Below are 26,059 nucleotides of genomic sequence, written 5' to 3' on the forward strand. Positions count from 1 at the left end.
GGTGCGGACGCGGGCGTTCCGTCCGCGCCGATCCGGTCGTAGCGTACGGTGGCGATGAACTCGCCGCCGATCGTGGCCGCGAGTCCCACCCGGTCCACAAAGTCGTGGTTCGTGAAGCGGTGGACGTCCTTGGCGGACAGGCGAGGGTACGGCGCGAAGAAGCGGTAGTACTTCGACTCGTCGGAGACCTGCTCGTAGAAGCTGACCAGGCGATCGGCGTCACCAACGGTGATGGGCCGGATGCGCGCGGTGCCTCCGTCGCGCAGCACCACGTCGGCTTCCCAGTGGGCGGGATACTCGTGCCGGTCCGGCGAGGTCTGCATGGGCCCCAGAGTACGGCTAGCGTCCGACAGTGGCGCGAGGCAGTCTGTGGAGGGCGTCAGTCGGGTCGAGGCCGCGATCCGACGGCACCCCGGGGCGGTCTTCGAGGGCCGCTCCGGCAGGCTTCACGATATGGGAAACTGGTCTAGACAACCCTGAACACCGAAGGGCAGCAACACATGGCTGAGCGCCGCGTCAACGTCGGCTGGGCCGAGGGTCTCCACGCCCGCCCCGCCTCCATCTTCGTCCGAGCCGCCACGGCCGCAGGCGTCCCGGTGACGATCGCCAAGGCTGACGGCAACCCCGTCAACGCGGCCTCGATGCTGGCCGTCCTGGGCCTCGGCGCCCAGGGTGGCGAGGAGATCGTCCTCGCCTCCGACGCCGAGGGCGCGGACGCCGCCCTGGACCGGCTGGCCAAGCTGGTCTCCGAGGGTCTCGAGGAACTGCCCGAGACCGTCTGATGTCCCGTGCGCCGATCCGGCGCACACCGAAGGGCTCGTCCGCATTCGCCGGGCGAGCCCTTCGCCATTCCCTATCGACGAGGGGCCGGATTCTGGAATTTCCAGTTTCCAGGCAAGGGAAATAGACCCGCACGAATTGGCTGCTCTTTGTATACGGCCGCCGTGTTAATGCCGCGGGCTCGCCGTGTTTACGGGATGTTGCGAGTTCCTCACATGGTCCGCGGGCTCCCTGCCGGAGGGGAAACGCAGTCGGTGCGCACCCCTCGCGCGCTCGGCGTGCAGCGCCGTTGCCGCCCGCGCGCGCTCGCCGTCCCCGCGCGCCACCGCGTCCACGATCGCGCCGTGCTCCGTCCAGGACTCCACCGGGCTGACCGGCGCGTCCACGGCGTACATCCACGCGATCTTGTGGCGGAGCTGGGTGAGCATCGAGGTCAGTGCGGGACTGCCGGAGGCCTGGGCGAGCGTTTCGTGGAACCAGCCGCCGAGGGAGCGCAGATCGTCGCTGCTGCCGCGGCGGGCCCGCTCCTGGCCCAGCCTGACCAGGCCGCGCAGGACCTTCAGATGCGCCTCGGTGCGGCGCTGGGCGGCGCGGGCCGCGCCGAGCGGCTCCAGGAGCATGCGCATCTCCAGCAGGTCGCCCGCCTCCTGCTCGGTGGGTTCGGCGACGCACGCGCCCGCGTGCCGGCGGGTCACCACGAAGCCCTCGGCCTCCAGAGTGCGCAGCGCCTCCCGGACGGGCACCCGCGAGACGCCGTAGCGGCGGGCGAGGAGTTCCTCGGTGAGCCGGCTGCCGCGTCCGTGGACGCCCGCGACGATGTCGTCCCGGATGGCCGTGCACACCGAGTGCGCGGGAATACGCATGACCGACCTCCCCTTAATTCCCGTGAAACGCCGACGAGCGGCGCCCGTTCCGTGACTCTATTGCAATGAGCCGGAATTTCCGACGGCAAGCGGGAATCCAGGGATATTTTTTGGACAGGCTGCCGCAGGAAACGCCGAAAGCCCCGGCTCGGGGAGCCGGGGCTTCGGGGACAGCGCTGAGGTTCCGGTCAGACGTTCACGCCGTGCGAGCGGAGGTAGGCGACCGGGTCGATGTCCGAGCCGTACTCGGGGCTCGTACGGGCCTCGAAGTGCAGGTGCGCCCCGGTGACGTTGCCGGTCGCGCCGGACAGGCCGATCTGCCGGCCGGGGGTGACCTGCTGGCCCACCGAGACGCCGACGGAGGACAGGTGGCCGTACTGGGTGTACGTCCCGTCGTTCATCTTGATCACGATCTGATTGCCGTACGAGCCGCCCCAGCCGGCCTCGACGACGGTGCCCGCGCCGACCGCGTGGACGGAGGTGCCGGCGGCGGCGTGGAAGTCGACACCGGTGTGGCTGCCGGAGGACCACAGGCCACTGCTGGCCTGATAGCTGGTGGAGACGTACGAGCCGGAGATCGGGGACACGAAGGTGTTGAGGCGCTTGCGCTCGGCCTCGCGGGCGGCACGCTCCTTGACCTCACGGGCCTCCTCGGCCGCCTGCTTGGCCTTCTTCGCCGCCTCGGCCGCGTGCTTGCGGGCGGCCTCCTCGGCCTTCTCCTTGGCGGCGGCCTCGTCGGCGGCCTGCTGCTGCGCGACTGCCTGGGCGTCGATCTGCTGGGCCACGGTGTCGCCCATGGTGACGACCGGGGTGAGGCCGGTCTGCTCGGCGCTGGGCTCGGCGGCGAAGGCCGCGGGGGCTGCCACGGTACCGATCACGCCGGTGGTGGCGAGGGCCGCGACGCCCGCGGCGCGGGCGGTGCCGCGCTGGATTTTGCTGGGACGACGGTGCTTCCCGGTGGCGCGAGTGAACGCCATGTAGTGGCTGGTCCTTTCCTTCCCTCTCGCCTACCGGGTTAGCTGACGGGTTCGGAGCAGGAAGGTCTCCTACGGACTCCCTCGCGGCTCGCGCGGGCGCCCGATTCACCCCAGGGACTTCGATGGGTCCCCGGCTCCCCTGGCTCGCGCCGTACGGGGACTCGGCGATGACTGTCCGGTGCCGCGGATGCGGCGCACTGCCTGACGAACAGCCCGGACGACGCTAAGCGGCGCCACTTTTAATTCCCAAACGAATCCCGGTGTTTGTAGCGCATCCCACAGGGCAGACAGGCAACCTCTGTATCAATTCGGGCATAAGGGAGCCCTGGTGCCTTGGAAGACAACCAGGGCCCCTACGCGCGCGTGCGGCTACTCGGCGGCGACGACGGTGACTTCGCCGATGCCCAGAGCCTCCACGGGCGCCTTGATCTGCGCCGCGTCACCGACGAGGACGGTCACCAGACGGTCCACCGGGAAGGCGCTCACGGCCGCCGCGGTGGCCTCCACGGTGCCGGTCGCGGCGAGCTGACGGTACAGCGTGGCCTGGTAGTCGTCGGGCAGGTGCTGCTCGACCTGGTCGGCCAGCGTGCTCGCGACCGCCGCTGCCGTCTCGTACTTCAGCGGAGCCACCCCGACCAGGTTCTGCACGGCGACGTCCCGCTCGGCGTCGGTCAGCCCCTCGGCGGCGAGGGTGCGCAGCACCGTCCAGAGGTCGATCAGAGCGGGGCCGGTGTTGGGCGTGTCGACGGAACCGCTGATGGCGAGCATCGCGGCACCCGTGCCGTCCGGAGCGGACCTGAGGACCTGGCCGAACGCCCGTACACCGTAGGTGTAGCCCTTCTCCTCGCGCAGGACGCGGTCCAGACGGGAGGTGAGGGTGCCGCCGAGGCAGTACGTGCCGAGCACCTGCGCGGGCCACACGCGGTCGTGCCGGTCCGGGCCGACCCGGCCGATCAGCAGCTGCGTCTGGACGGCGCCGGGGCGGTCCACGATGACGACCCGGCCGGTGTCGTCGGCGGTAACCGGCGGCACGGGACGGGACTCGGCCGAGGAGCCCGTCCAGGCACCCAGGGTGTCCCCGAGCAGGGCATCGAGGTCGATGCCGGTGAGGTCGCCGACGACCACGGCGGTGGCCGTGGCGGGACGGACGTGCTTCTCGTAGAAGCCGCGAATGGCCGCGGAGTCGATCGCGGCGACCGTCTCCTCGGTGCCCTGCCGGGGCCGCGACATGCGCGCGTCCGACGGGAACAGCTCCTTGGAGAGCTCCTTGGCGGCGCGGCGGGAGGGGTTGGCCAGCTCGTGCGGGATCTCGTCGAGGCGGTTGGCGACCAGCCGCTCGACCTCGCTGTCGGCGAACGCCGGCGCCCTCAGCGCGTCGGCGATCAGGTTCAGTCCTTTGGCGAGCCGGGAGGCCGGCACCTCGAGGCTGAGCCGGACGCCGGGGTGGTCGGCGTGCGCGTCGAGAGTGGCACCCGCGCGCTCCAGCTCGGCGGCGAACTCCTCGGCGGAGTGCTTGTCGGTGCCCTCGGAGAAGGCCCGGGCCATGATCGTGGCCACACCGTCGAGTCCGGCCGGCTCGGCTTCCAGGGGGGCGTCGAGCAGGACCTCCACGGCGACGACCTGCTGACCGGGGCGATGGCAGCGCAGCAGCGTCAGGCCGTTGTCGAGCGTGCCGCGCTCGGGGGCGGGGAAGGCCCACGGCTTGGCGTCGCCCGCCTGCGGCCGGGAGTGGAAGTCCATCGTGGCGAGCTCGGTCACTTGGCCGCCTCCTCGTTCTCGTCGCCGGCCGCGGCTGCGGTGTCCTCGGTGGCGTCCTCGTCGGTGACGGGCTCGTACACGAGCACCGCGCGGTTGTCGGGCCGCAGGCGGGCCTTGGCGACCTCCTGGACCTCCTCCGCCGTGATCTCCAGCACACGCTGGACGGCGGTCAGGGCGAGCTGCGGGTCGCCGAACAGCACGGCGTACCGGCACAGTTCGTCGGCGCGGCCGGCGACCGTGCCGAGCCGGTCCAGCCACTCGCGCTCCAGCTGGGCCTGGGCGCGCTCCATCTCCTCCGCCGTGGGGCCTTCCTCGGCGAACCGGGCGAGCTCCTCGTCGATGGCGGTCTCGATGACAGGAACCTCCACGTCACCGGACGTCTTCACGTCCAGCCACCCCAGGGAGGGCGCCCCGGCGAGCCGCAGCAGGCCGAAGCCGGCCGCCACGGCCGTACGGTCGCGCCGCACCAGCCGGTTGTAGAGGCGGGAGGACTCGCCGCCGCCGAGGACGGTGAGGGCCAGGTCGGCCGCGTCGCACGCGCGCGTGCCGTCGTGCGGCAGCCGGTAGGCGGCCATCAGGGCGCGCGCCGGGACCTCCTCCTCGACGACCTCGCGCAGCTGCTCACCGATGGTCTCCGGCAGCGAGCCGTCGCGCGGAGCGGGCTTGCCGTCGTGACCGGGGATGGAGCCGAAGTACTTCTCGACCCAGGCGAGGGTCCGCTCCGGGTCGATGTCGCCGACGACGGAGAGTACGGCGTTGTTCGGCGCGTAGTAGGTGCGGAAGAACGCGCGCGCGTCCTCCAGGGTCGCGGCGTCCAGGTCGGCCATGGAGCCGATCGGGGTGTGGTGGTACGGGTGGCCCTCCGGGTAGGCGAGCGCGGTCAGCTTCTCGAAAGCGGTGCCGTAGGGGACGTTGTCGTAGCGCTGGCGGCGCTCGTTCTTGACGACGTCCCGCTGGTTCTCCATCGACTCGTCGTCGAGCGCGGTGAGCAGCGAGCCCATGCGGTCGGCCTCCAGCCAGAGGGCGAGCTCCAGCTCGTGGGCGGGCATGGTCTCGAAGTAGTTGGTCCGCTCGAAGCTGGTCGTACCGTTCAGCGAGCCACCCGCGCCCTGGACGAACTCGAAGTGGCCGTTGCCCTTGACCTGGGCGGAACCCTGGAACATCAGGTGCTCGAAAAGGTGAGCCAGACCGGTGCGCCCCTTGACTTCGTGGCGCGAGCCGACGTCGTACCAGAGGCACACCGCCGCGACCGGGGTCAGGTGGTCCTCGGAGAGCACCACGCGCAGGCCGTTGGCCAGGCGGTGCTCGGTCGCTGTCAGGCCCCCGGAGCCTGCCTGGGCTGTGGCCGTGTGACCCATGGGCATGTACGTCCCTTCGATCGCGGAGCGGTCTTCACAACCGCGGTTTCCTGCCGGTCCTGCCACTGTATGCAAGCGTGCGAAGCCCTGGTGAAGTTCCCGGCGGCGACCTGGTCCCGGACAGCACGCGAGGCGTCCCGGACAGGGTCCTGGTCCCGGTTGTCAGTGCGGAGGTCCACAATGGTCGGCGTCAGATCCGGATCGCAGCAGCAGAGCGAGCCGCAGGGGCGGTCGTCACCGACACGAGCGTCCCGTAGGCGAGTGACCAGTAACAGGAGGAGCCGGCAGCGATGGCCCGCCGCAGCACGAAGACGCCGCCCGACGACTCGTACGAGGAGCGGATCCTCGACATCGACGTCGTCGACGAGATGCAGGGCTCCTTCCTCGAGTACGCGTACTCGGTCATCTACTCCCGAGCCCTGCCGGACGCACGCGACGGCCTCAAGCCCGTGCACCGCCGCATCGTCTACCAGATGAGCGATATGGGCCTGCGCCCCGAACGCGGGTACGTGAAGTGCGCCCGTGTCGTCGGCGAGGTGATGGGCAAGCTGCACCCGCACGGCGACGCGTCCATCTACGACGCCCTCGTGCGCATGGCCCAGCCCTTCTCGATGCGGGTTCCCCTGGTCGACGGCCACGGCAACTTCGGCTCGCTGGGCAACGACGACCCGCCGGCCGCCATGCGGTACACCGAGTGCCGGATGGCCGAGGCGACGAGCCTGATGACGGAGTCGATCGACGAGGACACCGTCGACTTCAACCCCAACTACGACGGCCAGGAGCAGGAACCGGTGGCCCTGCCCGCCGCCTTCCCGAACCTCCTGGTCAACGGCGCCTCGGGCATCGCGGTCGGCATGGCGACGAACATGGCGCCGCACAACCTGCGCGAGGTCATCGCCGCCGCCCGCCATCTGATCAGGTACCCGAACGCCGATCTCGACGCCCTCATGAAGCACGTCCCGGGCCCCGACCTGCCCACCGGCGGCCGCATCGTCGGCCTGTCCGGCATCCGGGACGCCTACGAGTCCGGCCGTGGCACGTTCAAGATCAGGGCGACGGTGTCGGTGGAGCCGGTGACGGCCCGCCGCAAGGGCCTCGTGGTCACGGAACTGCCCTTCACCGTCGGCCCCGAGAAGGTCATCGCCAAGATCAAGGACCTGGTCGGTTCGAAGAAGATCCAGGGCATCGCCGACGTCAAGGACCTCACCGACCGCGCCCACGGCCTGCGCCTGGTCATCGAGATCAAGAACGGCTTCGTGCCGGAGGCGGTCCTGGAGCAGCTCTACAAGCTGACGCCGATGGAGGAGTCCTTCGGCATCAACAACGTGGCCCTGGTCGACGGCCAGCCGCTCACGCTGGGTCTGAAGGAGCTGCTGGAGGTCTATCTCGACCACCGCTTCAACGTCGTGCGGCGGCGCTCGGAGTTCCGCCGCGGCAAGAAGCGCGACCGGCTGCACCTGGTCGAGGGTCTGCTGACGGCCCTGCTGGACATCGACGAGGTCATCCGCCTGATCCGCTCCAGCGAGAACTCCGCGCAGGCCAAGCAGCGCCTGATGGAGCAGTTCTCGCTGAGCGATGTGCAGACGCAGTACATCCTCGACACGCCGCTGCGCCGTCTGACCAAGTACGACCGCATCGAGCTGGAGTCCGAGAAGGACCGGCTCAACGCGGAGATCGAGGAGCTGACCCGGATCCTCGACTCGGACGCGGAGCTGCGCAAGCTGGTCTCCGGCGAACTGGCCACGGTCGCCAAGAAGTTCGGCACCGACCGGCGTACGGTCCTGCTGGAGTCGGGCGGTGCCCCGGTCGCGGCCGTGCCGCTGCAGGTGGCCGACGACCCGTGCCGGGTGTTGCTGTCCTCGACGGGTCTGCTGGCCCGGACGGCGAACGGCGAGCCCTTCACGGAAGACGCCGACGCCCAGCGCGTGAAGCACGACGTGATCGTCTCGGCGGTGCCGGCCACCGCCCGCGGCGAGGTGGGCGTGGTCACCTCGGCGGGCAGGCTGCTGCGGCTGAACGTGGTCGACCTGCCCCAGCTTCCGCAGTCGCTGACGGCGCCGAACCTCGCGGGGGGCGCGCCGCTGGCGGAATTCGTCTCCCTGGAGGACGACGAGACGGTGGTCTGTCTGACCACGCTCGACGAGTCGTCGCCGGGCCTGGCACTCGGCACGGCACAGGGCGTCGTCAAGCGCGTGGTGCCGGACTATCCGGCCAACAAGGACGAGCTCGAGGTGATCACCCTCAAGGAGGGCGACCGGATCGTCGGCGCCGTCGAGCTGCGCACCGGCGAGGAGGACCTGGTCTTCGTCACCGACGACGCACAGCTGCTGCGCTTCCAGGCGTCCCAGGTCCGCGCGCAGGGCCGCCCGGCCGGCGGTGTGGCGGGCATCAAGCTCACCGAGGGCGCGAAGGTCATCTCCTTCACCGCGGTGGACCCGGCGGTGGACGCCGTGGTCTTCACCGTCGCGGGCTCGCGGGGCACGCTGGACGACTCCGTCCAGACGACGGCCAAGCTGACCCCGTTCGACCAGTACCCGCGCAAGGGCCGCGCCACGGGCGGCGTCCGCTGCCAGCGGTTCCTGAAGGGCGAGGACTGTCTGTCCCTGGCCTGGGCGGGCCCCGTCCCCGCCCTCGCGGCGCAGAAGAACGGCACCCCGGCCGACCTCCCTGACATCGACCCGCGCCGCGACGGCTCGGGTGTGTCCCTGGCGAAGACGGTGGCGGTGGTGGCCGGGCCGGTCTAGGCGGTGACCGTGCCGGTCCGGGCCGGGTTCGCGGCGTCCTCCTCGGGGTCGCGCACGTACCGCAGGACGCCCCACATGCCGTGCTCGTCGGCATGTGGGGCCTCGCTCCTGCACGCCTCCAGCTCCTTGCCGAGGGCGGGCGCGTCGATCCCGGAGCCGATGAGGACCAGCTGGGTGAGGCGCTCGCCGCCGGCCGGCCAGGGCTCCGGGTAGAAGCGCAGGAACCGCCCGACGGCGTGGACGGCGTAGCGGTTGCGGACGTCGTACGGCCCGAAGTCGATGTAGCCCTTGATCCGGTACAGCCCCTCGGGCCGACTGTCCAGGAACGTCATCAGCCGACGCGGGTCGAGCGGCTCCCGGGAGACGAACGACAGGCTGTCGTACGCGGCGTGCAGGTGGCCGACGTGGTCGTCGTGGTCATCTTCGCCGTGCTCGTGCAGGTCGTCGAAGGACAGCTGCCCGATGCGCTCCTCGCTCGGGCGGCAGTCGAAGAGGAACTCGGGGTCGATCCGGCCGTAGGTGGCCGGGACGACAGCGGCGCGGTCGACCAAGGACCGGACCAGCCCGAGGACACGTTCGCCGTCCGCCGCCCGGTCGAGCTTGTTGACGACGACGAGGTCGGCCAGCGCGAGGTGCCGGTCGATCTCGGGATGTGTGGCACGAGTGTCGTCGAACTCGACGGCGTCGACGACCTCGACGAGCCCTCCGTACACGATCCCGGGATGCTCGCTGGCCAGCAGCATCCGCACGAGTTCCTGCGGCTCGGCCAGACCGCTGGCCTCGATGACGATGACGTCGATGCCGAGGGAGGGCTCCGCGAGCCGCTCCAGGTACTGGTCCAGTTCGCTCGCGTCGACGGCACAGCACAGACAGCCGTTGCCCAGGGAGACCGTCGAGTCGCCGAGCGCTCCCGCCACGGCCATCGCGTCGATCTCGATCGACCCGAAGTCGTTGACGAGGGCGCCGATACGGCTGCCGCCGCTGCGGTGCAGGAGGTGGTTGAGCAGGGTGGTCTTTCCCGAGCCGAGGAATCCGGCCAGGACGACGACCGGGATCTGCTGCGGTTTCGGGCTCGGCTGGCTCACCGTGCGACCTCTCTCGCGCCGACGCGTGCACCGGCTCGCGTTCCCGGCACACGTGGGGAATGGGGATGCCGCACCAGGATACGAGCCGGGAGATCCATGCCGAAGTGAACGATTGTCGGCAGCACTCGCGCTGGGCATGCGTTGGGCGTGGCGCCGGTTCGTGCGACCGTCGCTCCTCTCCGTGCGCTTCTTCTCTGCCTCCCCGCCCACGCCGAGTGATGCTCGGCGACGCGCTCCGCCTCCAAGCCCCCCACCCGGCGGGCGCCTTGCTTCAGCCGGGCACAGGCGCCGGCGCCTCCGGTCCCACATACCGCGCCACCGGCCTGATGATCTTCGTGTCCTCCGCCTGCTCCAGGATGTTGGCGCTCCAGCCCACCGCCCGGGCGGCGGCGAAGGTCGGTGTGAACATCTCGCGAGGCAGACCGCAGAGTTCCATGACCACGCCCGCGTAGTACTCGACGTTGGTGTGCAGTTCCCGGCCGGGCTTCAGCTCCGCCAGAATCGCCTCGATGTGACGCTCGACCTCGACGGCGAAGTCCACCCGCGGTCCGCCGAACCCCTGGGCGACCTCGCGCAGCATCCGGGACCGCGGGTCCTCCGTGCGGTAGATCGCGTGTCCGAACCCCATGATGCGCTCACCGGCGAGCACCCGCTGACGCACCCAGGGATCGATACGGTCCGGGGTGCCGATCGCGTCCAAGGTGTCCAGAGCCCGGCTGGGAGCGCCCCCGTGCAACGGACCCGACAGCGCCGCCACCGCCCCGGCGAGGCATGCCGCCACGTCCGCGCCCGTCGACGCGATGACCCGGGCCGTGAAGGTGGATGCATTGAATCCATGGTCAATGGTTGAGATCAAGTATTGCTCGATCGCCCGCGCATGCCGCTCGGTCGGTACCGAACCGGTCAGCATGTACAGGTAGTTCGCCGCATAGGTGAGATCCTCGCGCGGCTCCACGGGTTCCAGCCCCTGACCCAGCCGGTGCAGCGCGGTGAGCAGCGTCGGTACGGCCGCGGCCGCCTCGATCGTGTCCCTCCGGCGCCGGTCGGCGTCGATGTCGTACACGGGGCGGAAGCCCTTCGCCGCCCCCAGCAGCGACAGCGCGGTACGCATCCCGGCCAGCGGCCCGGAGCGTGCGCCGGCCGCGGCGATGGCCGGCAGCGCCGCTCGCACCTCGGCGGGCAGGCGCCTCAGCGCGGCGGTCTCGGCCGCGAAGGCCACGCTCCGCTCGGCGTCCGGCAGTTCGCCGTGCACGAGCAGGTGCCAGACGTCCTCGAAGCCGCGCGTCCGCGCGAGGTCGACGGCGGAGTACTGGCGGTAGTGGTAGAAGCCCTCCCGACCGCGGACATCCCCGATCCGGGTGTCGGCGACGACGACACCGGCAAGCCCCCGAGGCGCTTCGACGAGAGTGGCTGCTGACCTGTTGACGGACATGAGTTCCTCCCTGGACTTGATTCGACTGTCCATGATTGACTAAATGCCTGTCAATATTGATTAAATCAATGCAGCAGTCAATGATCCGCCAGACGGATACGGTGACCCCCATGCGCGATCAAGAACCCGCCCCCCAGGACACGGAACGGCGGCTGACCACCAAGGAGGCCGCCGAGCTGCTCGGTGTGAAGCCGGAGACCGTGTACGCGTACGTGAGCCGCGGCCAGCTCAGCAGCCGGCGGGTGAGCGGCGGCCGGGGCAGCACCTTCGACGCCGGGGAGGTCGAGTCCCTCGCCCGGCGCAACAGGCGGGAGGGCGTCGGCAGTTCCGGCTCCGGCGGCGAGCTGTCCGTCCGCACCCGCATCACGCTCATCGAGAGCGACCGCTACTTCTTCCGCGGTGTCGACGCGGTCGACCTGGCCACCCGGCACACCTACGAGGAGGTCGCCGAGTGGCTGTGGACGGGCCGGATGCTGCCGGGCAGCACGTTCACCGCGCCTTCCGCATCCGTCGCCGTCGCCCGCCGCGCCGTCGACGCGCTGCCGGAGCACGCCGCTCCCGCCGACCTGTTGAGGGTCGCGACGATCGCCGCCGCGACCGCCGATCCGCTGCGGTTCGACCTCTCCGAGAGCGCCGTGCTCGGCACCGCGCGCACCCTCATCCCCACGCTCGTGGCCGCTCTGCCGCCGGCAGGCCACCGGCGCCGCGACGAGGGCCCTCTGGCCCATCGCCTGTGGTCCCGGCTGTCGGTGCACAAGGACCCCGACGAGGCCTCCCTGCGCGCCCTGGACACCGCCCTCGCCCTCCTCGTCGACCACGACCTGGCCGCCTCCACCCTCGCCGTGCGCGTCGCCGCGTCGGCCCGTGCCCACCCGTACGCGGCGGTCTCCGCCGGGCTGGGCGTGATCGAGGGCCCGCTGCACGGGGCGGCCAGTGGGCACGCGCACCGGCTGCTGCAGGACGTGCTCGACCAGGGCGACGCGGCACCCGTGATCGCGGACGAACTGCGCGCCGGCCGCCGCATCCCGGGCCTCGGACACCGGCTCTACCACGGCGAGGACCCACGCGCGCGGGCCCTGTTCGCTCTCCTGGAGCAGATCCCGCGCGCGGAGCCGGCTCTCCTCGCCGCCCGCGACATCGTCGAGACGACCGCCCGTCACGCCCCCCTGCACGCCACCGTGGACCTGGCCCTGGCCGTGCTCACCGCGTCCTGCGGCATGGCCCCGAGCGCGGGCGAGACGATCTTCGCCGTGGCCCGGACGGCGGGCTGGATCGCCCACGCCCTGGAGGAGTACGGCGAGCGCCCGCTGCGGATGCGCCCGAGTGGTCTCTACACAGGCCCGAGGCCGCCGCAGCCACTGCCGGAGTAGCGCAGGCCGGACCCGAAAGCCGCCCCGACCGAAGTCAGGTTAGGCTCACCTCTGTGAGTACGTGCTCAAGCGTCTCCCGGGACTTCGCCGAGCCCGTTTCGGGAACCGCGGCCACCGCCAGGACCTGGCTGTTGCTGGAACAGCCCGGTCCGTGGGGCGCCAAGGCGCTCACTTCGAGCCACCTGGACCCCGCCCTGGGGCGTGCCCTGGAGGCGGCCGCCAAGGACACGGGCGTACGGATCGCGCTCATCCGCCGCCCCGGGCGCCACGCGGACCGCCGCATGCCCGCCGCGCGCCGGGTGTACGCCGCGCACGTCGTCCCGGGAAGCGTATGGCTGCACAGCGCCTCGACCTCGGACCCCGGGGAACTGCTCGGCCTCGACTTCGCCGCACTCGGCCGGGGCGACCACCGCTCGTTCGGCGCGGTGCTCGACGGCCGGTCCCACGACGGTGATCCGCTCGCCCTCGTCTGCACCAACGGCAAGCGCGACCGCTGCTGCGCCCTCCTGGGCCGGCCCCTCGCGGCCGAGCTGGCTACGTCGGGAGTCGAGGGCGTCTGGGAGGTCACCCATCTGGGTGGTCACCGCTTCTCCCCCACCGTGCTCGTGCTGCCGTACGGATACGCGTACGGCCGGGCGGAGGCCCATTCCCTCAGGGAGGTCCTGCGCGGTGCCCGTGAGGGGCGGATCGTCGTGGAGGGGTGCCGGGGCAGCTCGGCCTGGGACCGGCCCGGTCAGGCCGCCGAGCTCGCCGTGCGCACCAGAGTCGGCGAATACGACGCTCAGGCCCTGAGCGTCGTCCGGACCTCCGGCGCGGCCCCGCGCTGGGAAGTGACCGTCGCGCACGCCGACGGACGCCGCTGGCAGATCGAAGTGGCCCAAGGCGCGGCCCTGCCGCCCCGCCCCGAGAGCTGCGGGGCGTCCGTCCTCGGCTCCCCCGCACGCATGGACGTGGTGGCGGTGCGCGAGATGAGGGTGGCCACGGCACTGGCCGGCTGACCGTCCGGCCCGCTTCCGGCACACATTGATGCCACCTCTGCACACATTGATCCGGAGATCCACGCCACACCCGCCTAGGGCAGGCGGCCGGCCGCACGTACGGTCTTGGGTATGAGCCCCACTCCCCCCGCGCGCCGCCTGCGCCTCGGCCTGCCCCGGCGGGTGTTCTCGCAGGTGCTTCTGATGCAGGTGGCGATCGCCGCGGGAGTCGCGGTGCTCGCGACCGGATTGTTCCTCGCACCCCTCAGCAACCAGCTCGACGACCAGGCCATGCGCCGTGCGCTCGCGATCGCGCAGACGACCGCGCAGCTGCCGGATCTCGCGAAGGACCTCCGGGACACGCCGCCCTCGCCGGACGGCCCGGTGCAGCAGGAGGCGGAGCGGATACGCAAGGCCACCAAGGCCGAGTACATCGTGGTGATGGACTGGCGGGGCGTGCGCTGGTCGCACACGGACCGGAAGCAGATCGGCGGCATCGTCTCGACCGACCCCGGCCAGGCCCTGGCCGGCAAAGAGGTCATGGAGATCGACAGCGGCACCCTGGGCCGTTCCGCCCGGGGCAAGGTGCCGCTGCGCGACAGCGACGGCACCGTCATCGGCGCGGTCTCGGTCGGCATCGCCTACGACAGCGTCCGGGCCCGGCTGATCCACGCGATCCCGGGGCTGCTCGCGTACGCCGGCGGTGCCCTGGCCGTGGGCGCGCTGGCAGCGTGGCTCATCTCCCGGCGAGTCCACCGGCAGACCAGGGACCTGGCCTTCTCGGACATCGCGGCGCTCCTGTCGGAACGCGAGGCGATGCTGCACGGCATCCGGGAGGGCGTCGTCGCCCTCGACCGCGCCGGCCGCATCCGTCTCGTGAACGACGAGGCACAACGCCTGCTGGGCATCGGGGAAGCGGTGGTCGGCCGTTCTCCCGACGAGGCGCTCGGCGCGGGCCGTACGGCCGATGTGCTGGCCGGACGCGTCACCGGCACGGATCTGCTCACCGTACGCGGCCAACGGGTGCTGGTCGCCAACCGCATGCCCACCGACGACGGCGGCGCCGTGGCCACGCTGCGCGACCGTACCGAGCTGGAGCAACTGGGCCGCGAACTGGACTCCACTCGCGGTCTCATCGACGCCCTGCGCGCCCAGGACCACGAGCACGCCAACCGGATGCACACGCTTCTGGGGCTGCTCGAACTGGAGATGTACGACGACGCCGCCGATTTCGTCGGCGAGGTGGTCGGCGACCACCGGGCCACAGCGGAGCAGGTCACCGAGCGGATCGAGGATCCGCTGCTGGCCGCCCTGCTGGTCGGCAAGGCGACCGTCGCGGCCGAGCGGGGCGTCGCCCTGTGGGTGTCGGACCGGACCCGGCTGCCCGACCGGCTGGTCGACCCGCAGGGGCTCGTCACCGTCGTGGGGAACCTGGTGGACAACGCCCTCGACGCCGTGGCCGGCAAGCCGCACGCGCGCGTGGAGGTCGAACTGCGCGCCGAGGGGCGTACGGCGATCCTCAGGGTGCGCGACACGGGGCCGGGAATCCCGCCGGAGCACCGTGAGTTGGTCTTCACCACGGGATGGTCCACGAAGAAGCCGCCGGCCCACCGCGAGCGGGGTATCGGACTCTCCCTGGTGCGCAGACTGGCAGAGCGGCAGGGTGGCAGCGCCACGGTCGGCGAGGCGCACGGCGGAGGCGCGGAGTTCACCGTCGTACTGCCCGAGGCGCTGGCCGGGGCGGGTCCCGAACCGGCCGTATCGACCGTGCCGTCCGCACCGCAGACCGCCGAGGAGGGGTCGTGATGATCGAGGTCCTGGTCGTGGACGACGACATGAGAGTCGCGCGGGTCAACGCCGCCTACGTCGAGAAGGTACCGGGCTTCCATGTCGCCGGAGAGGCCCACAGCGCCGCGGAGGCGCTGCACCGGCTGGAGACGCTGCCCCGGCTGGACCTGGTGCTCCTGGACCACTACCTGCCGGATGCGACGGGGCTTTCGGTCGTCCAGGAGATGCGGCGGCGCGGGGACCAGACCGACGTGATCATGGTGACGGCCGCCCGGGACGTCTCCACCGTGCAGGCGGCGATGCGGCACGGCGCACTGCAGTATCTGGTCAAGCCGTTCGCCTTCGCCGGCCTGCGCGCCAAGCTGGAGGCCTACGCGGAGCTGCGCCGCACCCTGGACGGCGGTGGAGAGGCGGAACAGGCCGAGGTGGACCGCATCTTCGGGGCCCTGTCGGCGTCGTCGGAGCCGGACCTGCCCAAAGGTCACTCCCCCACCACCGCGGAGCTGGTCCGCCAGTCCCTGATGCACGCGGACGGGCCCCTGTCCGCTCAGGAGATCGCCGAGCGGACCGGAGTGAGCCGACAGACCGCCCAGCGCTACCTGAAGCTCCTGGAGCGAACAGGACGGGCCAGGCTGACCCTCAAGTACGGCGACGCGGGCCGCCCTGAACACCGTTATGAGTGGGCGACCCGCAGCTGACGAGACAGCCCGTCGGCGCTGTCACGAGCCCGGTGACGGCTGCGTTCCGACCGTGCCATCGAAGGCACCGCCTCTACGCCGCTCCCGCTCCCGTCAGCGACCGCACCTCTGCCTCCGCGTGCTTGACCTCGTCCGGTACCTCCGTCGAGGTGACCGTGCCCAGCCAGCCCGCGAGGAAGCCGAGTGGGATCGAGACCAGACCCGGGTTCTGCAGCGGGAAGTACTGGAGGTCGATGCCCGGGAACAGCGAGTCGGGGCTACTCGAGACCACCGGTGAGAGCACCACGAGCACCACGGCCGGGACCAGACCGCCGTAGACGGCCCACACGGCACCCCGTGTGGTGAAGCCGCGCCAGAACAGCGAGTAGAGCAGCACCGGCAGGTTCGCCGACGCGGCGACGGCGAACGCCAGACCGACCAGGAACGCCACGTTGAGGTCCCGCGCCAGCAGACCGAGCGCGATCGCCACCGCTCCGACGCCGACGGCCGCGATCCGGGCCACCGCCACCTCGCTGCGCGGCATCGCGCCCCGGCGCCGCAGGGAGGCGTACAGGTCGTGGGCCACGGACGCCGAGGACGCGAGCGTGATGCCGGCGACCACGGCGAGGATCGTGGCGAAGGCGACCGCGGCGACGATCGCGAAGAGAACCGTCCCGCCGGTGGATCCCGCACCACCGCCCAGGTCGAGCGCCAGCAGCGGAACCGCCGTGTTCCCGGCCGCGTTCGAACCGCGTACCGCGTCCGGCCCCAGGATGGCGGCCGCACCGAATCCGAGCACGATCGTCATCAGGTAGAAGCCGCCGATGAGCCCGACGGCCCAGACGACCGAGCGGCGCGCGGCGCGCGCGGTGGGCACGGTGTAGAAGCGCGACAGGATGTGCGGCAGTCCTGCCGTACCCAGCACCAGGGCCAGCCCCAGGCTGATGAAGTCGAAGCGTGCGGTCCAGTCCCCGCCGTACTTCAACCCCGGCACCAGAAACGCCCCGCCGTGCCCACTGCGCTCGGCTGCCGTGAGCAGCAACCGGTTCAGGTCGCCGTGGAAGCGCATCAGGACGAGCACCGTCAAAGCGATGGTGCCGCCGAGCAGCAGAACAGCCTTGACGATCTGGATCCACGTGGTCGCGCGCATCCCTCCCAGCGACACATAGATCACCATGAGAGCGCCCACACCGATGACCGTCCAGGCGCGGGCCGCGTCGCTCGTGCCTCCGAGCAGCAGCGCCACCAGGCTGCCCGCGCCGACCATCTGCGCCACCAGATACAGAACGGAAACCGTGACCGAGGAGGTTCCCGCCGCGATCCGTACCGGCCGTTCCCTCATTCGGGCCGCCACGACGTCGGCGAGGGTGAACCGGCCGCAGTTGCGGACCAGTTCGGCGACCAGGAACAGCACCACCAGCCACGCCACGAGGAAGCCCACGACATACAGCAGCCCGTCGTAACCGAACAGCGCGATGAGACCGGTCACCCCCAGGAAGGAGGCGGCCGACATGTAGTCACCCGCGATGGCAAAACCATTCTCCATGGGGGAGAAGAGCCGCCCGCCCGCGTAGAACTCCTCCGCCGAGCCGCGCCGGTTGCGGCTGACCCATGTGGTGATCCCCAGCGTGACCGCGACGAACGCGCTGAACAGCAGCAGCGCCAGCGTCTGATGCTCCCCCGTCACGACCCACCACCGCTCACGCCACGTGTCAGTTCCTGTGTGTCCCACCGCAGTTCGAGCGCGGCTCGGTCCCTGCGCAGCCGCGCGTGCCGCGCGTAGGCCCAGGTGAGCAGGAACGTGGACAGGAACTGCCCGAGCCCTGCCACCATCGCGACGTTCACCGCTCCCGCCACGGGCCGCGCCATCAGCTCCGGTGCCGTCGTGGCAGTCACGACGTAGCCCACGTACCAGGCGAAGAACGCCACGGACGCCGGCACCACGAACCTCCGGTACCGCCGCCGCACTTCCTGAAAGGCCGCACTGCGCTGCACTTCCAGGTACACGTCGGCCGCCGCTGCGCCCGTCTCGCCCTCCGTCCGTGCCGACGGAACCATCGGTTGAGTTTGCGCCCCGTCGCCGGACGACTCGCCCCAGCCGGAGGCGAGGGCGTCGTACCAGGGATCGTCGTACCTGAGCTGTCCGGCCTCCTCGGCCGGGACCGGGGCCTGGCCGTCGAGAGGCTGGACCCGGCTCTCCTGGTCGGCCCCGGCGCCGCGGGGACGGCCCTTGCTTGGCTGCATGCCCAAGGATGGACAGAACGGGAAGATCCGCGACTCTTCTTCCCTGCACACTTCACCCCATCAGGTGACCAGGGGGCTTCTGATGGATATCCGTGGAGGAAGGAGCGGCGTCTGCGGCCTGCGCCGTGAACGGTCATGTGGCCGAAGCCACCTGGCCCTTCGCGCCGTGCTGCGGCATGTGGGTCCCCCTGCTCGAGCGCAGCCGAGCAGGGGGGAGCGCGTGCCGGGCCTCGTGACGCCGCGGAGATCCATATGCAGGCCGGGCCGCTGCCGACCGGGCGTGAGACCCGGTCGGCCGTGCCCCGGCGACAGCCCGGCGTGGCGGCTACGCGTCGATCCGCGACCGGTCCAGCGTCGCCGCCGAGTTGGAGATGAACTCCTTGCGCGGCGCCACATCGTTGCCCATGAGCAGATCGAAGACCTGCTCGGCGGCCTCCAGGTCGGAGAGGTTGATCCGCCGCAGGGTGCGGTGACGTGGGTCCATCGTCGTCTCGGCCAGCTGGTCGGCGTCCATCTCACCGAGACCCTTGTAGCGCTGGATCGAGTCCTTGTAGCGGATGCCCTTGCTCTGGAACTCCATGAGCGTGTCACGCAGTTCGCGGTCCGAGTACGTGTAGACGTACTTGTCCTGGCCCTTCCTCGGCTGGACGATCTCGATGCGGTGCAGCGGCGGCACCGCCGCGAAGACCCGGCCGGCCTCCACCATGGGCCGCATGTAGCGGTGGAACAGCGTCAGCAGCAGGGTGCGGATGTGCGAACCGTCGACATCGGCGTCGGTCATCATGATGATCTTGCCGTAGCGGGCTGTGTCGATGTCGAAGGTCCGGCCCGAGCCGGCTCCTATGACCTGGATGATCGCGCCGCACTCGGCGTTCTTCAGCATGTCCGTCACAGAGGACTTCTGGACGTTGAGGATCTTGCCGCGGATCGGCAGCAGCGCCTGGAACTCGGAGTTCCGGGCGAGCTTCGCCGTGCCGAGCGCGGAGTCTCCCTCGACGATGAACAGCTCGCTGCGGTCGACGTCGTCGCTGCGGCAGTCGGCCAGCTTGGCGGGCAGCGAGGAGGACTCCAGGGCCGTCTTGCGGCGCTGCGCGTCCTTGTGCTGCCGGGCGGCGATACGCGTGCGCGCGGCGGAGACGGCCTTCTCCATCACGACCCGGGCCTGCTGGGCGGCATCCCGCTTGGTGGACGTCAGGAAATCCTTGAGTTCCTTCGTGACCACGTTGTTCACGATGCGGCGGGCCGCCGAGGTCCCGAGGACCTCCTTGGTCTGGCCTTCGAACTGCGGCTCGGCGAGACGCACGGTGACGACCGCGGTCAGGCCCTCCAGGGCGTCGTCCTTGACGATGTCGTCCTCGGCGACGCGCAGGAGCTTCTTGGCGCGCAGCACCTCGTTCATCGTCTTGGCCACGGCCTGCTCGAAGCCCGCGACGTGGGTGCCGCCCTTGGGCGTGGCGATGATGTTGACGAAGGACCGGAGCGTCGTGTCGTAGCCCGTCCCCCAGCGCATTGCGACGTCCACGCCGAGCTCGCGGGTGACCTCGGTGGGCGTCATCTGGCCGTGGTCGTCCAGGACGGGGACGGTCTCCTTGAAGATGCCCTGCCCGGAGAAGCGGAGGACGTCGCAGACCGGCTTGTCGTTCGCAAGGTACTCGCAGAACTCGCTGATTCCACCGTCGAAGCGGAAGGACTCCTCGCCCTTGCTGCCGCCCTCGCCGAGCCCGTACTCGTCGCGCACGACGATGGTGAGGCCGGGCACCAGGAACGCGGTCTGGCGGGCGCGCTGGTGCAGCGTCTCCAGGTTGAGCTTGGCGTCCTTGAGGAAGATCTGGCGGTCGGCCCAGTACCGCACGCGCGTGCCGGTGCGGGTCTTCGGGATCTTCCTGGCCTTGCGCAGGCCGCTCTTGGCCTCGAACCTGGCCTCGGCGCCGTTCCCGGCGAAGGCGCCGGGGACACCGCGCCGGAAGCTGATCGCGTGGGTGTGGCCACCGCGGTCCACCTCGACGTCCAGCCGGGCGGACAGGGCGTTCACCACGGAGGCGCCCACGCCGTGCAGACCGCCGGAGGCGGCGTAGGAGCCGCCGCCGAACTTGCCGCCGGCGTGCAGCTTGGTCATGACGACTTCGACACCGGAGAGGCCGGTCTTGGGCTCGACGTCGATCGGGATGCCCCGGCCGTTGTCCCGGACCTCGACGGAGCCGTCGTCCTGGAGGATCACCTCGATGTGGTCGCAGTACCCACCCAGGGCCTCGTCGACGGAGTTGTCGATGATCTCCCAGACGCAGTGCATCAAGCCACGGCTGTCGGTCGACCCGATGTACATACCTGGGCGCTTGCGCACGGCCTCGAGCCCCTCGAGGACGAGCAGGTGCCGCGCGGTGTAGTTGGAACCGTCCCGGTCGGCTCCTGCCAGCAGAGCTGTGGACGGCACGGACGTCTCGGCGGTCACGCGGTTCGCTCCTCGCTGAATTTCAGATGGGGCCCTCGTGGGTAAGGGCGCGGCTTCGGTCACCGGTGAGAGGGTACCCAGGCCTGGTAGAGCCGTTGTAACGCCACCCTCGTCGGAAACTCAGGCTAGTCCACACTCGCATGCGCGTTCGATCCCTCGATGGAGTGAAGTACACATCACGTTCCCTTCCAGGCATGAACCATTTAGGCTCCGGGCACGTCCTCATGAACAACCGGCAACCCAGCCGGGAGGACCGACCACCGATACGACGCGAAGCCCCGTAAGACACATAGACACGCAATACGGCACATTCGCCGCCAACCGGCAGCAGACAGCCGCCTCGCAAAGATTCTTTCGAGGAAAAGCCACGAGCGGGAACGTTTTGGGGCTGGTTGGATGTTGACCCTGGTACGACAGCTCGTCGAGCTAGAGAAGAGGCGACGTGACTACTGTTCTGACCCCCGCGAGCCAGTTGACGGCCGCTGATCGCTGCGACCGCTGCGGCGCCCAGGCGTACCTGCGCGTCGTACTGCTCAGCGGCGGAGAGCTGCTCTTCTGCGCCCATCACGGGCGCAAGTTCGAGCCGGAACTCAAGAAGATCGCCGCTGAGATACAGGACGAGACGGAGCGACTCACGTCCGCTCCCGCCGCTGAAGAAGAGCGCTGACGCCTCGCGTCCGACGACGAGCCAGCCCGGCACAGGCCGGTGAACGGGCGGTTGCCTCTGGTCACCAGAGGCAACCGCCCGTCCTCGTCTCCACGTCGGCCTAGGCCCACGCCGGACGCCTCACACACCCGTCGAAGCCCGTGCCCAGCCGAGCGTTCGCATGATGTCGGACACCCGCGTGTACACACCGGGATTGCCGGCCCGGCCACAGCCGATCCCCCAGGACACGAGCCCGATCAACCGCCCCTGTGCCACCAGGGGCCCTCCGCTGTCCCCCTGGCAGGCGTCATGGCCCCCCTCGGCCTCCCCGGCGCACAGCATGCTCGTGGCGTCGTAGGTGCCGTCCTCGCCGCCCGGATACGCCTCCTCGCACAGTGCGTCGGGAAGCACGCGCACGCGTGCCGCCCGCAGACCGTCCGGGTACTCGCCTGTGCCCGAGGTATCGCCCCAGCCGTACACCATCGCGGTCTCACCGGCCGTGTACGCGGGGTCACCGTCGGCCGCCATGCTGATGACCGAGTCGCCCCGGAGCGGTTCGGCCAAGGTGAGCACGGCGAAGTCCCCGGCATTGCTGAGACCGTCGTAGGCCGGGTTCACCCACGTACGGCGCACGGCGATCTCCTGGCCCTCGCGGCCCGAGAGCAGGTCTGTGCGCCCGGCTATGACCTTGAGGTCCCGCACGCGCTCCGGCGGCCCGCCCAGGACCTCCTCGTCCAGGCAGTGGGCCGCGGTGAGCACGGTGGAGGGCCCGACCGCCGTCCCCCCGCAGAACTGCCCCGCGCGCATACCCCCGAACCGGTCACGACTGGACAGGGCCACCGTCCACGGGCTCTGGGACGCCTCGACGGGGAATCCTCCTATGACCACACTGTCAGCCGCCACAGGGGCGCTGGAGCTCATGGACAGGGCAGGAACCGCGGCCGCCAGGGCCAGCGGCAGGACCAGAGCTCGAGCCAGTCGGTGACGCATACACACTCCTCACTCAGTGGTGTCTGTGGGACACCCAGAGTGATCCACCTCGCGGAACCCCGCACCCGCGGCGACGCGACACCACGGAAGGCCCGGTCCCCCTGGGGGACCGGGCCTTCCGTGTCGTACAACCTTGCTCAGTCGAGGTAGTCGCGCAGCACCTGCGAGCGGGACGGGTGGCGCAGCTTCGACATCGTCTTGGACTCGATCTGGCGGATCCGCTCACGCGTGACGCCGTAGACCTTGCCGATCTCGTCAAGGGTCTTCGGCTGGCCGTCGGTGAGGCCGAAGCGCATCGAGACGACGCCCGCCTCACGCTCGGACAGGGTGTCCAGGACGGAGTGCAGCTGCTCCTGCAGGAGCGTGAAGCTGACCGCGTCGGCCGGGACGACCGCCTCGGAGTCCTCGATGAGGTCACCGAACTCGCTGTCGCCGTCCTCGCCCAGCGGCGTGTGCAGCGAGATGGGCTCACGGCCGTACTTCTGGACCTCGATGACCTTCTCGGGGGTCATGTCGAGCTCCTTGGCCAGCTCCTCCGGGGTGGGCTCGCGGCCCAGGTCCTGGAGCATCTGGCGCTGCACACGCGCGAGCTTGTTGATGACCTCGACCATGTGCACCGGGATACGGATGGTGCGGGCCTGGTCGGCCATGGCGCGGGTGATCGCCTGACGAATCCACCAGGTGGCGTACGTGGAGAACTTGTAGCCCTTGGTGTAGTCGAACTTCTCGACCGCGCGGATCAGACCGAGGTTGCCCTCCTGGATGAGGTCCAGGAACAGCATGCCGCGGCCGGTGTAGCGCTTGGCCAGGGAGACCACCAGACGGAGGTTGGCCTCCAGGAGGTGGTTCTTGGCGCGGCGGCCGTCCTCGGCGATGATCTCCAGCTCGCGCTTGAGCTTCGGAGCCAGCTTGTCGGCGTTCGCCAGCTTGTCCTCGGCGAACAGACCGGCCTCGATGCGCTTGGCGAGCTCGACCTCCTGCTCGGCATTGAGCAGCGGGACCTTGCCGATCTGCTTGAGGTAGTCCTTGACCGGGTCGGCGGTGGCTCCGGCGGCGGCGACCTGCTGGGCGGGCGCGTCGTCCTCGTCCTCGTCGGAGAGCACGAAGCCCGCGTTCTCGGTGGTGCCCTCGGGCTCCTCACCGGCCTTGCCGGGGGCTGCCTCCTCGAGCACCTCCTCTTCGATGACCTCGGCGTCGTCCTTCTTGGCGCCGGTCTTCTTGGCCGCCGTCTTCTTGGCGACGGTTTTCTTCGTGGCCGCCTTCTTGGCGGTCGTCTTCTTGGCAGCCGCCTTCTTGGCGGGTGCCTCCTCCTCGACGGCCGGCTCGGCGGCGGGCGCCGCCGGCGTGGCGGTGGCGGTGGCCTTCCGGGTGGTCACCGCCTTGGCCGCGACCGTCTTGGTGGCGGTGCGCTTGGCGGGACTCTTCGCTGCGACGCTCTTTCGGGTGCGCTTGGGCTCTGCGGCACTGACCATCAGCGTCACACCCTCTTCCTCGAGGATCTGGTTGAGGCTGCGCAGTACGTTCTTCCACTGAGTGGCCGGAATCTGGTCAGCTTCGAAGGCCCGACGCACGTCATCGCCGGCGATCTGCCCCTCAGCCTTTCCCCGCTCAATGAGCGCCATGACAGAGACGGACTCGGCGATCTCCGGCGGGAGCGTACGGGATGTGCTGGCCGACACGAACAACCTCTCGGAACGTTGGAAAACGGCTTCCGGCCCCGTCCACAGCGGACAGGAGCCGACCACCGGCTTGGGGATGGGCCGACGGCGCGGGCGGGGGCCGGGAAGATGCACAGCGCCGTGAACGGCGTCCGTATTCCCTCCGCGGCTGTCACCTCTTAGGTCATCGCGTTCTTCCCGCGAGCGTTACGCCCAATCCGCGTGGCCCGAGTCACACCCCGTAAGCGAACAGAAATGGTCAGACACTGACAGAAGGTGGCATATATGGTACGGCCGAGGGCGCCCCGCCGGGCCTCGACCCCTTCGCGCCGTCGGACCCCGCAGGATCACAGGGATCCCACGAGGTCCGACGGGAGGCGGATCAGCGATCGGGCACTGCCACAGGAGGGGGGTGGCACACCCGGCCGGGCCGCCCGCGGAACTAGGTCAGTGCTCGCGCGGGGCGGGCACGACCCGTTCCACCTCGGGATGGACCGTGAGGAGCTGGCGCATGGCCGCCTCAGCCGCCGCCCCGTCGCCGGCGGCGAGGGCGTCGCAGATACGGCCGTGGTGCGCCAGGGACGCCTCGTTCGGCCGGTCACAGCCGGCGATCGGGCCGCCCGAGACCTGAAGGGCCGCGGACACGATGCCGGAGAGATGCTCCAGCATGCGGTTGCCCGCGACCTGGATGAGCAGCGAGTGGAACTCCGAGTCGGCGCGGGAGAAGGTGAGCGCATCACCCTGGGCCATGGCGTGCCCCATGATTTCGACCATGTCAGCAAGACGCTGCTGGACATCCTCGCGTCCGTGCCCGGCTGCGAGACGGGCGGCGAGCGGCTCGATCGTCCACCGCAGCTCGCTCAGCTCGCGGCGCTGGTCGTCGCGCTGCGGCCCGAAGGCCCGCCACTCGATGATGTCCGGGTCGAGGAGGTTCCAGTCGCTGACGGGGCGCACGCGCGTGCCGACGTTCGGACGGGCGCTCACCAGGCCCTTGGCCTCCAGGACGCGGAGCGACTCGCGGACGACGGTGCGGGAGACCTCGAAGCGCTGACCGATTTCCTCGGGCACCAGTGGGCGATCGGCACCCAGGTCGCCGGAGACGATCATCTGACCGAGCTGCTGAACGAGTTGGCCGTGCAGCCCGCGTCCGCGGCTGCCCGCGGCGCGTCGGCCTACACGGCCCAGCTCGGGGTCCCCGCCGTCCCAGGCAGGGAGCCCGACGCGGTCGACGGCGGGCGCCTCGGCGTACGGGTAGCGGTCGAGTCCGCCCGGGCTCGCGAGGCCGGAGTCAGCGGAGCGGGCGGCGGTCATCATGGTGTGCGCAAGGGTACTCACGCATCCTTTGTCGGCCTCGTCTCCAACTCCCTTGAGGTCTTTGGTGAAAAGCACACGAAAGGGTGATCGCTCACCCCGTCGCAATTGACGCCTTATCGGAAAGAAATGCGCGTTCTGCGGGGAGTTGTGGGCATGGCCGGATCAAGGGTTACGGACAGTCGTCACCGGAATCGGCTGCGCAGGCCCGTGAGCAGATACGCGCAGAGCAGCGCGGTGAGCGACAACGTCAGCGCGCCGCCCACGGGTTGGGAGACCACATCGAGCGCGGCCTCCAGGTAGCGCTCTCCCCCGAAGGGCCATCGCGGCAGGAGGGCCTCTCGCAGCCGCGCGGGCAGTCCGGCCGCGGTTCGCACGGACGGTCCGTTCACGAGCTGGTGCACGACGGGTACGACGAGGAGGGGGACGGCGGCCACGGCGGCGAGTCCGGCGGTGGTGGACCGGAAGACACCTGCTGCGAGTACGCCGGCCCAGGCGCAGCCGACCACGAGTCCGATCCAGCTCGCACTCATGGGGAGCCAGTCGGCGGGAACCTGGGCGAGCTCCCGCCCGTAGACGAGATAGAGCACTTCGGCGTCGCAGCCGACGGTCAGGACGGCCAGTACCAGCGCGGTGGCCGAGGAGACGAGCAGTTTGGCGGCCAGCAGTCCCAGCCGGCGGGGCACGGTTCCGCGGTCCGCCGCCAGGGCGGGATGGCGGAACTCGTCGCCGAAGGCCAGCGCACCGAGCAGTCCAGCGCCGAGCGCCGCGGGCGGCAGGGGCAGTTCACGCGGCCATGCGGCCAGCAGGCGCGGCTGAGGGGTGTGCCCGATGCGCGCGAGCACGACGGCGGTCACCGCGGACACGGCGAGCACGACGGCCCCGGTCAGGAAGCCCGTGCCGATACCGGTGGCCCGGCGGATCTCGTAGCGGCTGGCTCTTATACACATCT

At 70.5% G+C, this 26,059-nt stretch carries 19 protein-coding genes, 2 pseudogenes and 1 riboswitch; of the genes and pseudogenes, 7 read left to right on the forward strand and 14 right to left on the reverse strand.

All coding sequences use genetic code 11. From position 1 onward, the window contains the following. Positions 1 to 323, reverse strand: a pseudogene (locus C1J00_RS13130) (acyl-CoA synthetase); the annotation flags it as partial. Between the two features lie 177 nt (positions 324 to 500). On the opposite strand from C1J00_RS13130, the gene C1J00_RS13140 reads away from it, so the two are divergent. Next, a complete protein-coding gene (locus tag C1J00_RS13140; protein ID WP_003993478.1) occupies positions 501 to 782 on the forward strand; it encodes an HPr family phosphocarrier protein in 282 nt (93 codons plus the stop codon). Positions 783 to 947: 165 nt separating this feature from the next. Here the strand turns inward: C1J00_RS13140 and C1J00_RS13145 are convergent, their stop codons facing one another. The 4 genes from C1J00_RS13145 to C1J00_RS13160 all read right to left on the reverse strand — a co-directional run bounded on the left by C1J00_RS13145 (position 948) and on the right by C1J00_RS13160 (position 5,742). Beyond that, a complete protein-coding gene (locus C1J00_RS13145) occupies positions 948 to 1,643 on the reverse strand; it encodes a GntR family transcriptional regulator (RefSeq protein ID WP_102909226.1) in 696 nt (231 codons plus the stop codon). 188 nt (positions 1,644 to 1,831) lie between these two features. Then, positions 1,832 to 2,620 (reverse strand): M23 family metallopeptidase, encoded by a 789-nt coding sequence (locus tag C1J00_RS13150; RefSeq protein WP_102909227.1) that lies wholly within the window; start codon positions 2,618 to 2,620, stop codon positions 1,832 to 1,834. Positions 2,621 to 2,632: 12 nt separating this feature from the next. After that, positions 2,633 to 2,797, reverse strand: a riboswitch (cyclic di-AMP (ydaO/yuaA leader). A 192-nt stretch (positions 2,798 to 2,989) separates the two neighbouring features. Beyond that, entirely contained in the window at positions 2,990 to 4,378 is a 1,389-nt protein-coding gene (locus C1J00_RS13155) for a M16 family metallopeptidase (protein WP_102909228.1), read from the reverse strand. After that, a complete protein-coding gene (locus C1J00_RS13160) occupies positions 4,375 to 5,742 on the reverse strand; it encodes a M16 family metallopeptidase (RefSeq protein WP_102909229.1) in 1,368 nt (455 codons plus the stop codon). The genes C1J00_RS13155 and C1J00_RS13160 overlap by 4 nt, the downstream gene beginning before the upstream one ends. 284 nt (positions 5,743 to 6,026) lie before the next feature. Here C1J00_RS13160 and C1J00_RS13165 point away from each other — a divergent pair, with 284 nt between their 5' ends. Further along, positions 6,027 to 8,480 (forward strand): DNA gyrase/topoisomerase IV subunit A, encoded by a 2,454-nt coding sequence (locus C1J00_RS13165; protein WP_102909230.1) that lies wholly within the window; start codon positions 6,027 to 6,029, stop codon positions 8,478 to 8,480. Here C1J00_RS13165 and C1J00_RS13170 read toward each other — a convergent pair. Both C1J00_RS13170 and C1J00_RS13175 read right to left on the reverse strand, forming a co-directional pair. Then, positions 8,477 to 9,565, reverse strand: a complete 1,089-nt coding sequence (locus C1J00_RS13170; protein ID WP_102909231.1) for a CobW family GTP-binding protein — start codon at positions 9,563 to 9,565, stop codon at positions 8,477 to 8,479. The genes C1J00_RS13165 and C1J00_RS13170 overlap by 4 nt on opposite strands. 271 nt (positions 9,566 to 9,836) lie before the next feature. Next, entirely contained in the window at positions 9,837 to 10,997 is a 1,161-nt protein-coding gene (locus C1J00_RS13175; protein WP_102909232.1) for a citrate synthase, read from the reverse strand. Between the two features lie 110 nt (positions 10,998 to 11,107). Here C1J00_RS13175 and C1J00_RS13180 point away from each other — a divergent pair, with 110 nt between their 5' ends. From C1J00_RS13180 to C1J00_RS13195, 4 genes are all read left to right on the forward strand, one after another. Then, the gene (locus tag C1J00_RS13180) at positions 11,108 to 12,367 is read left to right on the forward strand and encodes a citrate synthase (protein WP_102909233.1); all 1,260 of its coding nucleotides are present in this window, start codon (positions 11,108 to 11,110) and stop codon (positions 12,365 to 12,367) included. A gap of 53 nt (positions 12,368 to 12,420) precedes the next feature. After that, complete coding sequence (locus C1J00_RS13185) at positions 12,421 to 13,365, forward strand: ferredoxin family protein (protein WP_102909234.1); 945 nt, start codon at positions 12,421 to 12,423, stop codon at positions 13,363 to 13,365. Positions 13,366 to 13,476: 111 nt separating this feature from the next. Continuing rightward, on the forward strand, positions 13,477 to 15,150 hold the full coding sequence (locus tag C1J00_RS13190; RefSeq protein ID WP_102909235.1) for a sensor histidine kinase: 1,674 nt from the start codon (positions 13,477 to 13,479) through the stop codon (positions 15,148 to 15,150). Then, positions 15,150 to 15,830, forward strand: a complete 681-nt coding sequence (locus C1J00_RS13195; protein WP_102909236.1) for a response regulator — start codon at positions 15,150 to 15,152, stop codon at positions 15,828 to 15,830. The genes C1J00_RS13190 and C1J00_RS13195 overlap by 1 nt, the downstream gene beginning before the upstream one ends. A gap of 73 nt (positions 15,831 to 15,903) precedes the next feature. Here the strand turns inward: C1J00_RS13195 and C1J00_RS13200 are convergent, their stop codons facing one another. From C1J00_RS13200 to C1J00_RS13210, 3 genes are all read right to left on the reverse strand, one after another. Then, positions 15,904 to 17,496, reverse strand: a complete 1,593-nt coding sequence (locus C1J00_RS13200) for a monocarboxylic acid transporter (RefSeq protein WP_102909237.1) — start codon at positions 17,494 to 17,496, stop codon at positions 15,904 to 15,906. Then, positions 17,493 to 18,053, reverse strand: a complete 561-nt coding sequence (locus C1J00_RS13205) for a DUF485 domain-containing protein (protein ID WP_102909242.1) — start codon at positions 18,051 to 18,053, stop codon at positions 17,493 to 17,495. The genes C1J00_RS13200 and C1J00_RS13205 overlap by 4 nt, the downstream gene beginning before the upstream one ends. 325 nt (positions 18,054 to 18,378) lie before the next feature. Beyond that, on the reverse strand, positions 18,379 to 20,502 hold the full coding sequence (locus tag C1J00_RS13210) for a DNA gyrase/topoisomerase IV subunit B (RefSeq protein WP_102909238.1): 2,124 nt from the start codon (positions 20,500 to 20,502) through the stop codon (positions 18,379 to 18,381). 442 nt (positions 20,503 to 20,944) lie between these two features. Here C1J00_RS13210 and C1J00_RS13215 point away from each other — a divergent pair, with 442 nt between their 5' ends. After that, positions 20,945 to 21,169 carry a DUF7455 domain-containing protein gene (locus C1J00_RS13215; RefSeq protein ID WP_102909239.1) on the forward strand — a complete coding sequence of 75 codons (225 nt, stop codon included), beginning with the start codon at positions 20,945 to 20,947 and terminating at the stop codon, positions 21,167 to 21,169. 120 nt (positions 21,170 to 21,289) lie between these two features. On the opposite strand, the gene C1J00_RS13220 is transcribed toward C1J00_RS13215, so the two are convergent. From C1J00_RS13220 to C1J00_RS13235, 4 genes and pseudogenes are all read right to left on the reverse strand, one after another. Next, a complete protein-coding gene (locus C1J00_RS13220) occupies positions 21,290 to 22,138 on the reverse strand; it encodes a serine protease (protein WP_102909240.1) in 849 nt (282 codons plus the stop codon). A gap of 137 nt (positions 22,139 to 22,275) precedes the next feature. Continuing rightward, complete coding sequence (locus C1J00_RS13225; RefSeq protein WP_102909243.1) at positions 22,276 to 23,817, reverse strand: RNA polymerase sigma factor; 1,542 nt, start codon at positions 23,815 to 23,817, stop codon at positions 22,276 to 22,278. A 426-nt stretch (positions 23,818 to 24,243) separates the two neighbouring features. Beyond that, on the reverse strand, positions 24,244 to 25,131 hold the full coding sequence (locus C1J00_RS13230; protein ID WP_180989536.1) for a FadR/GntR family transcriptional regulator: 888 nt from the start codon (positions 25,129 to 25,131) through the stop codon (positions 24,244 to 24,246). Between the two features lie 161 nt (positions 25,132 to 25,292). Further along, positions 25,293 to 26,059 (reverse strand): annotated as a pseudogene (locus tag C1J00_RS13235) (ABC transporter); the annotation flags it as partial.

Origin of the sequence: Streptomyces cahuitamycinicus (genome assembly GCF_002891435.1) — a bacterium.
GTDB classification, from domain to species: Bacteria; Actinomycetota; Actinomycetes; order Streptomycetales; family Streptomycetaceae; genus Streptomyces; species Streptomyces cahuitamycinicus.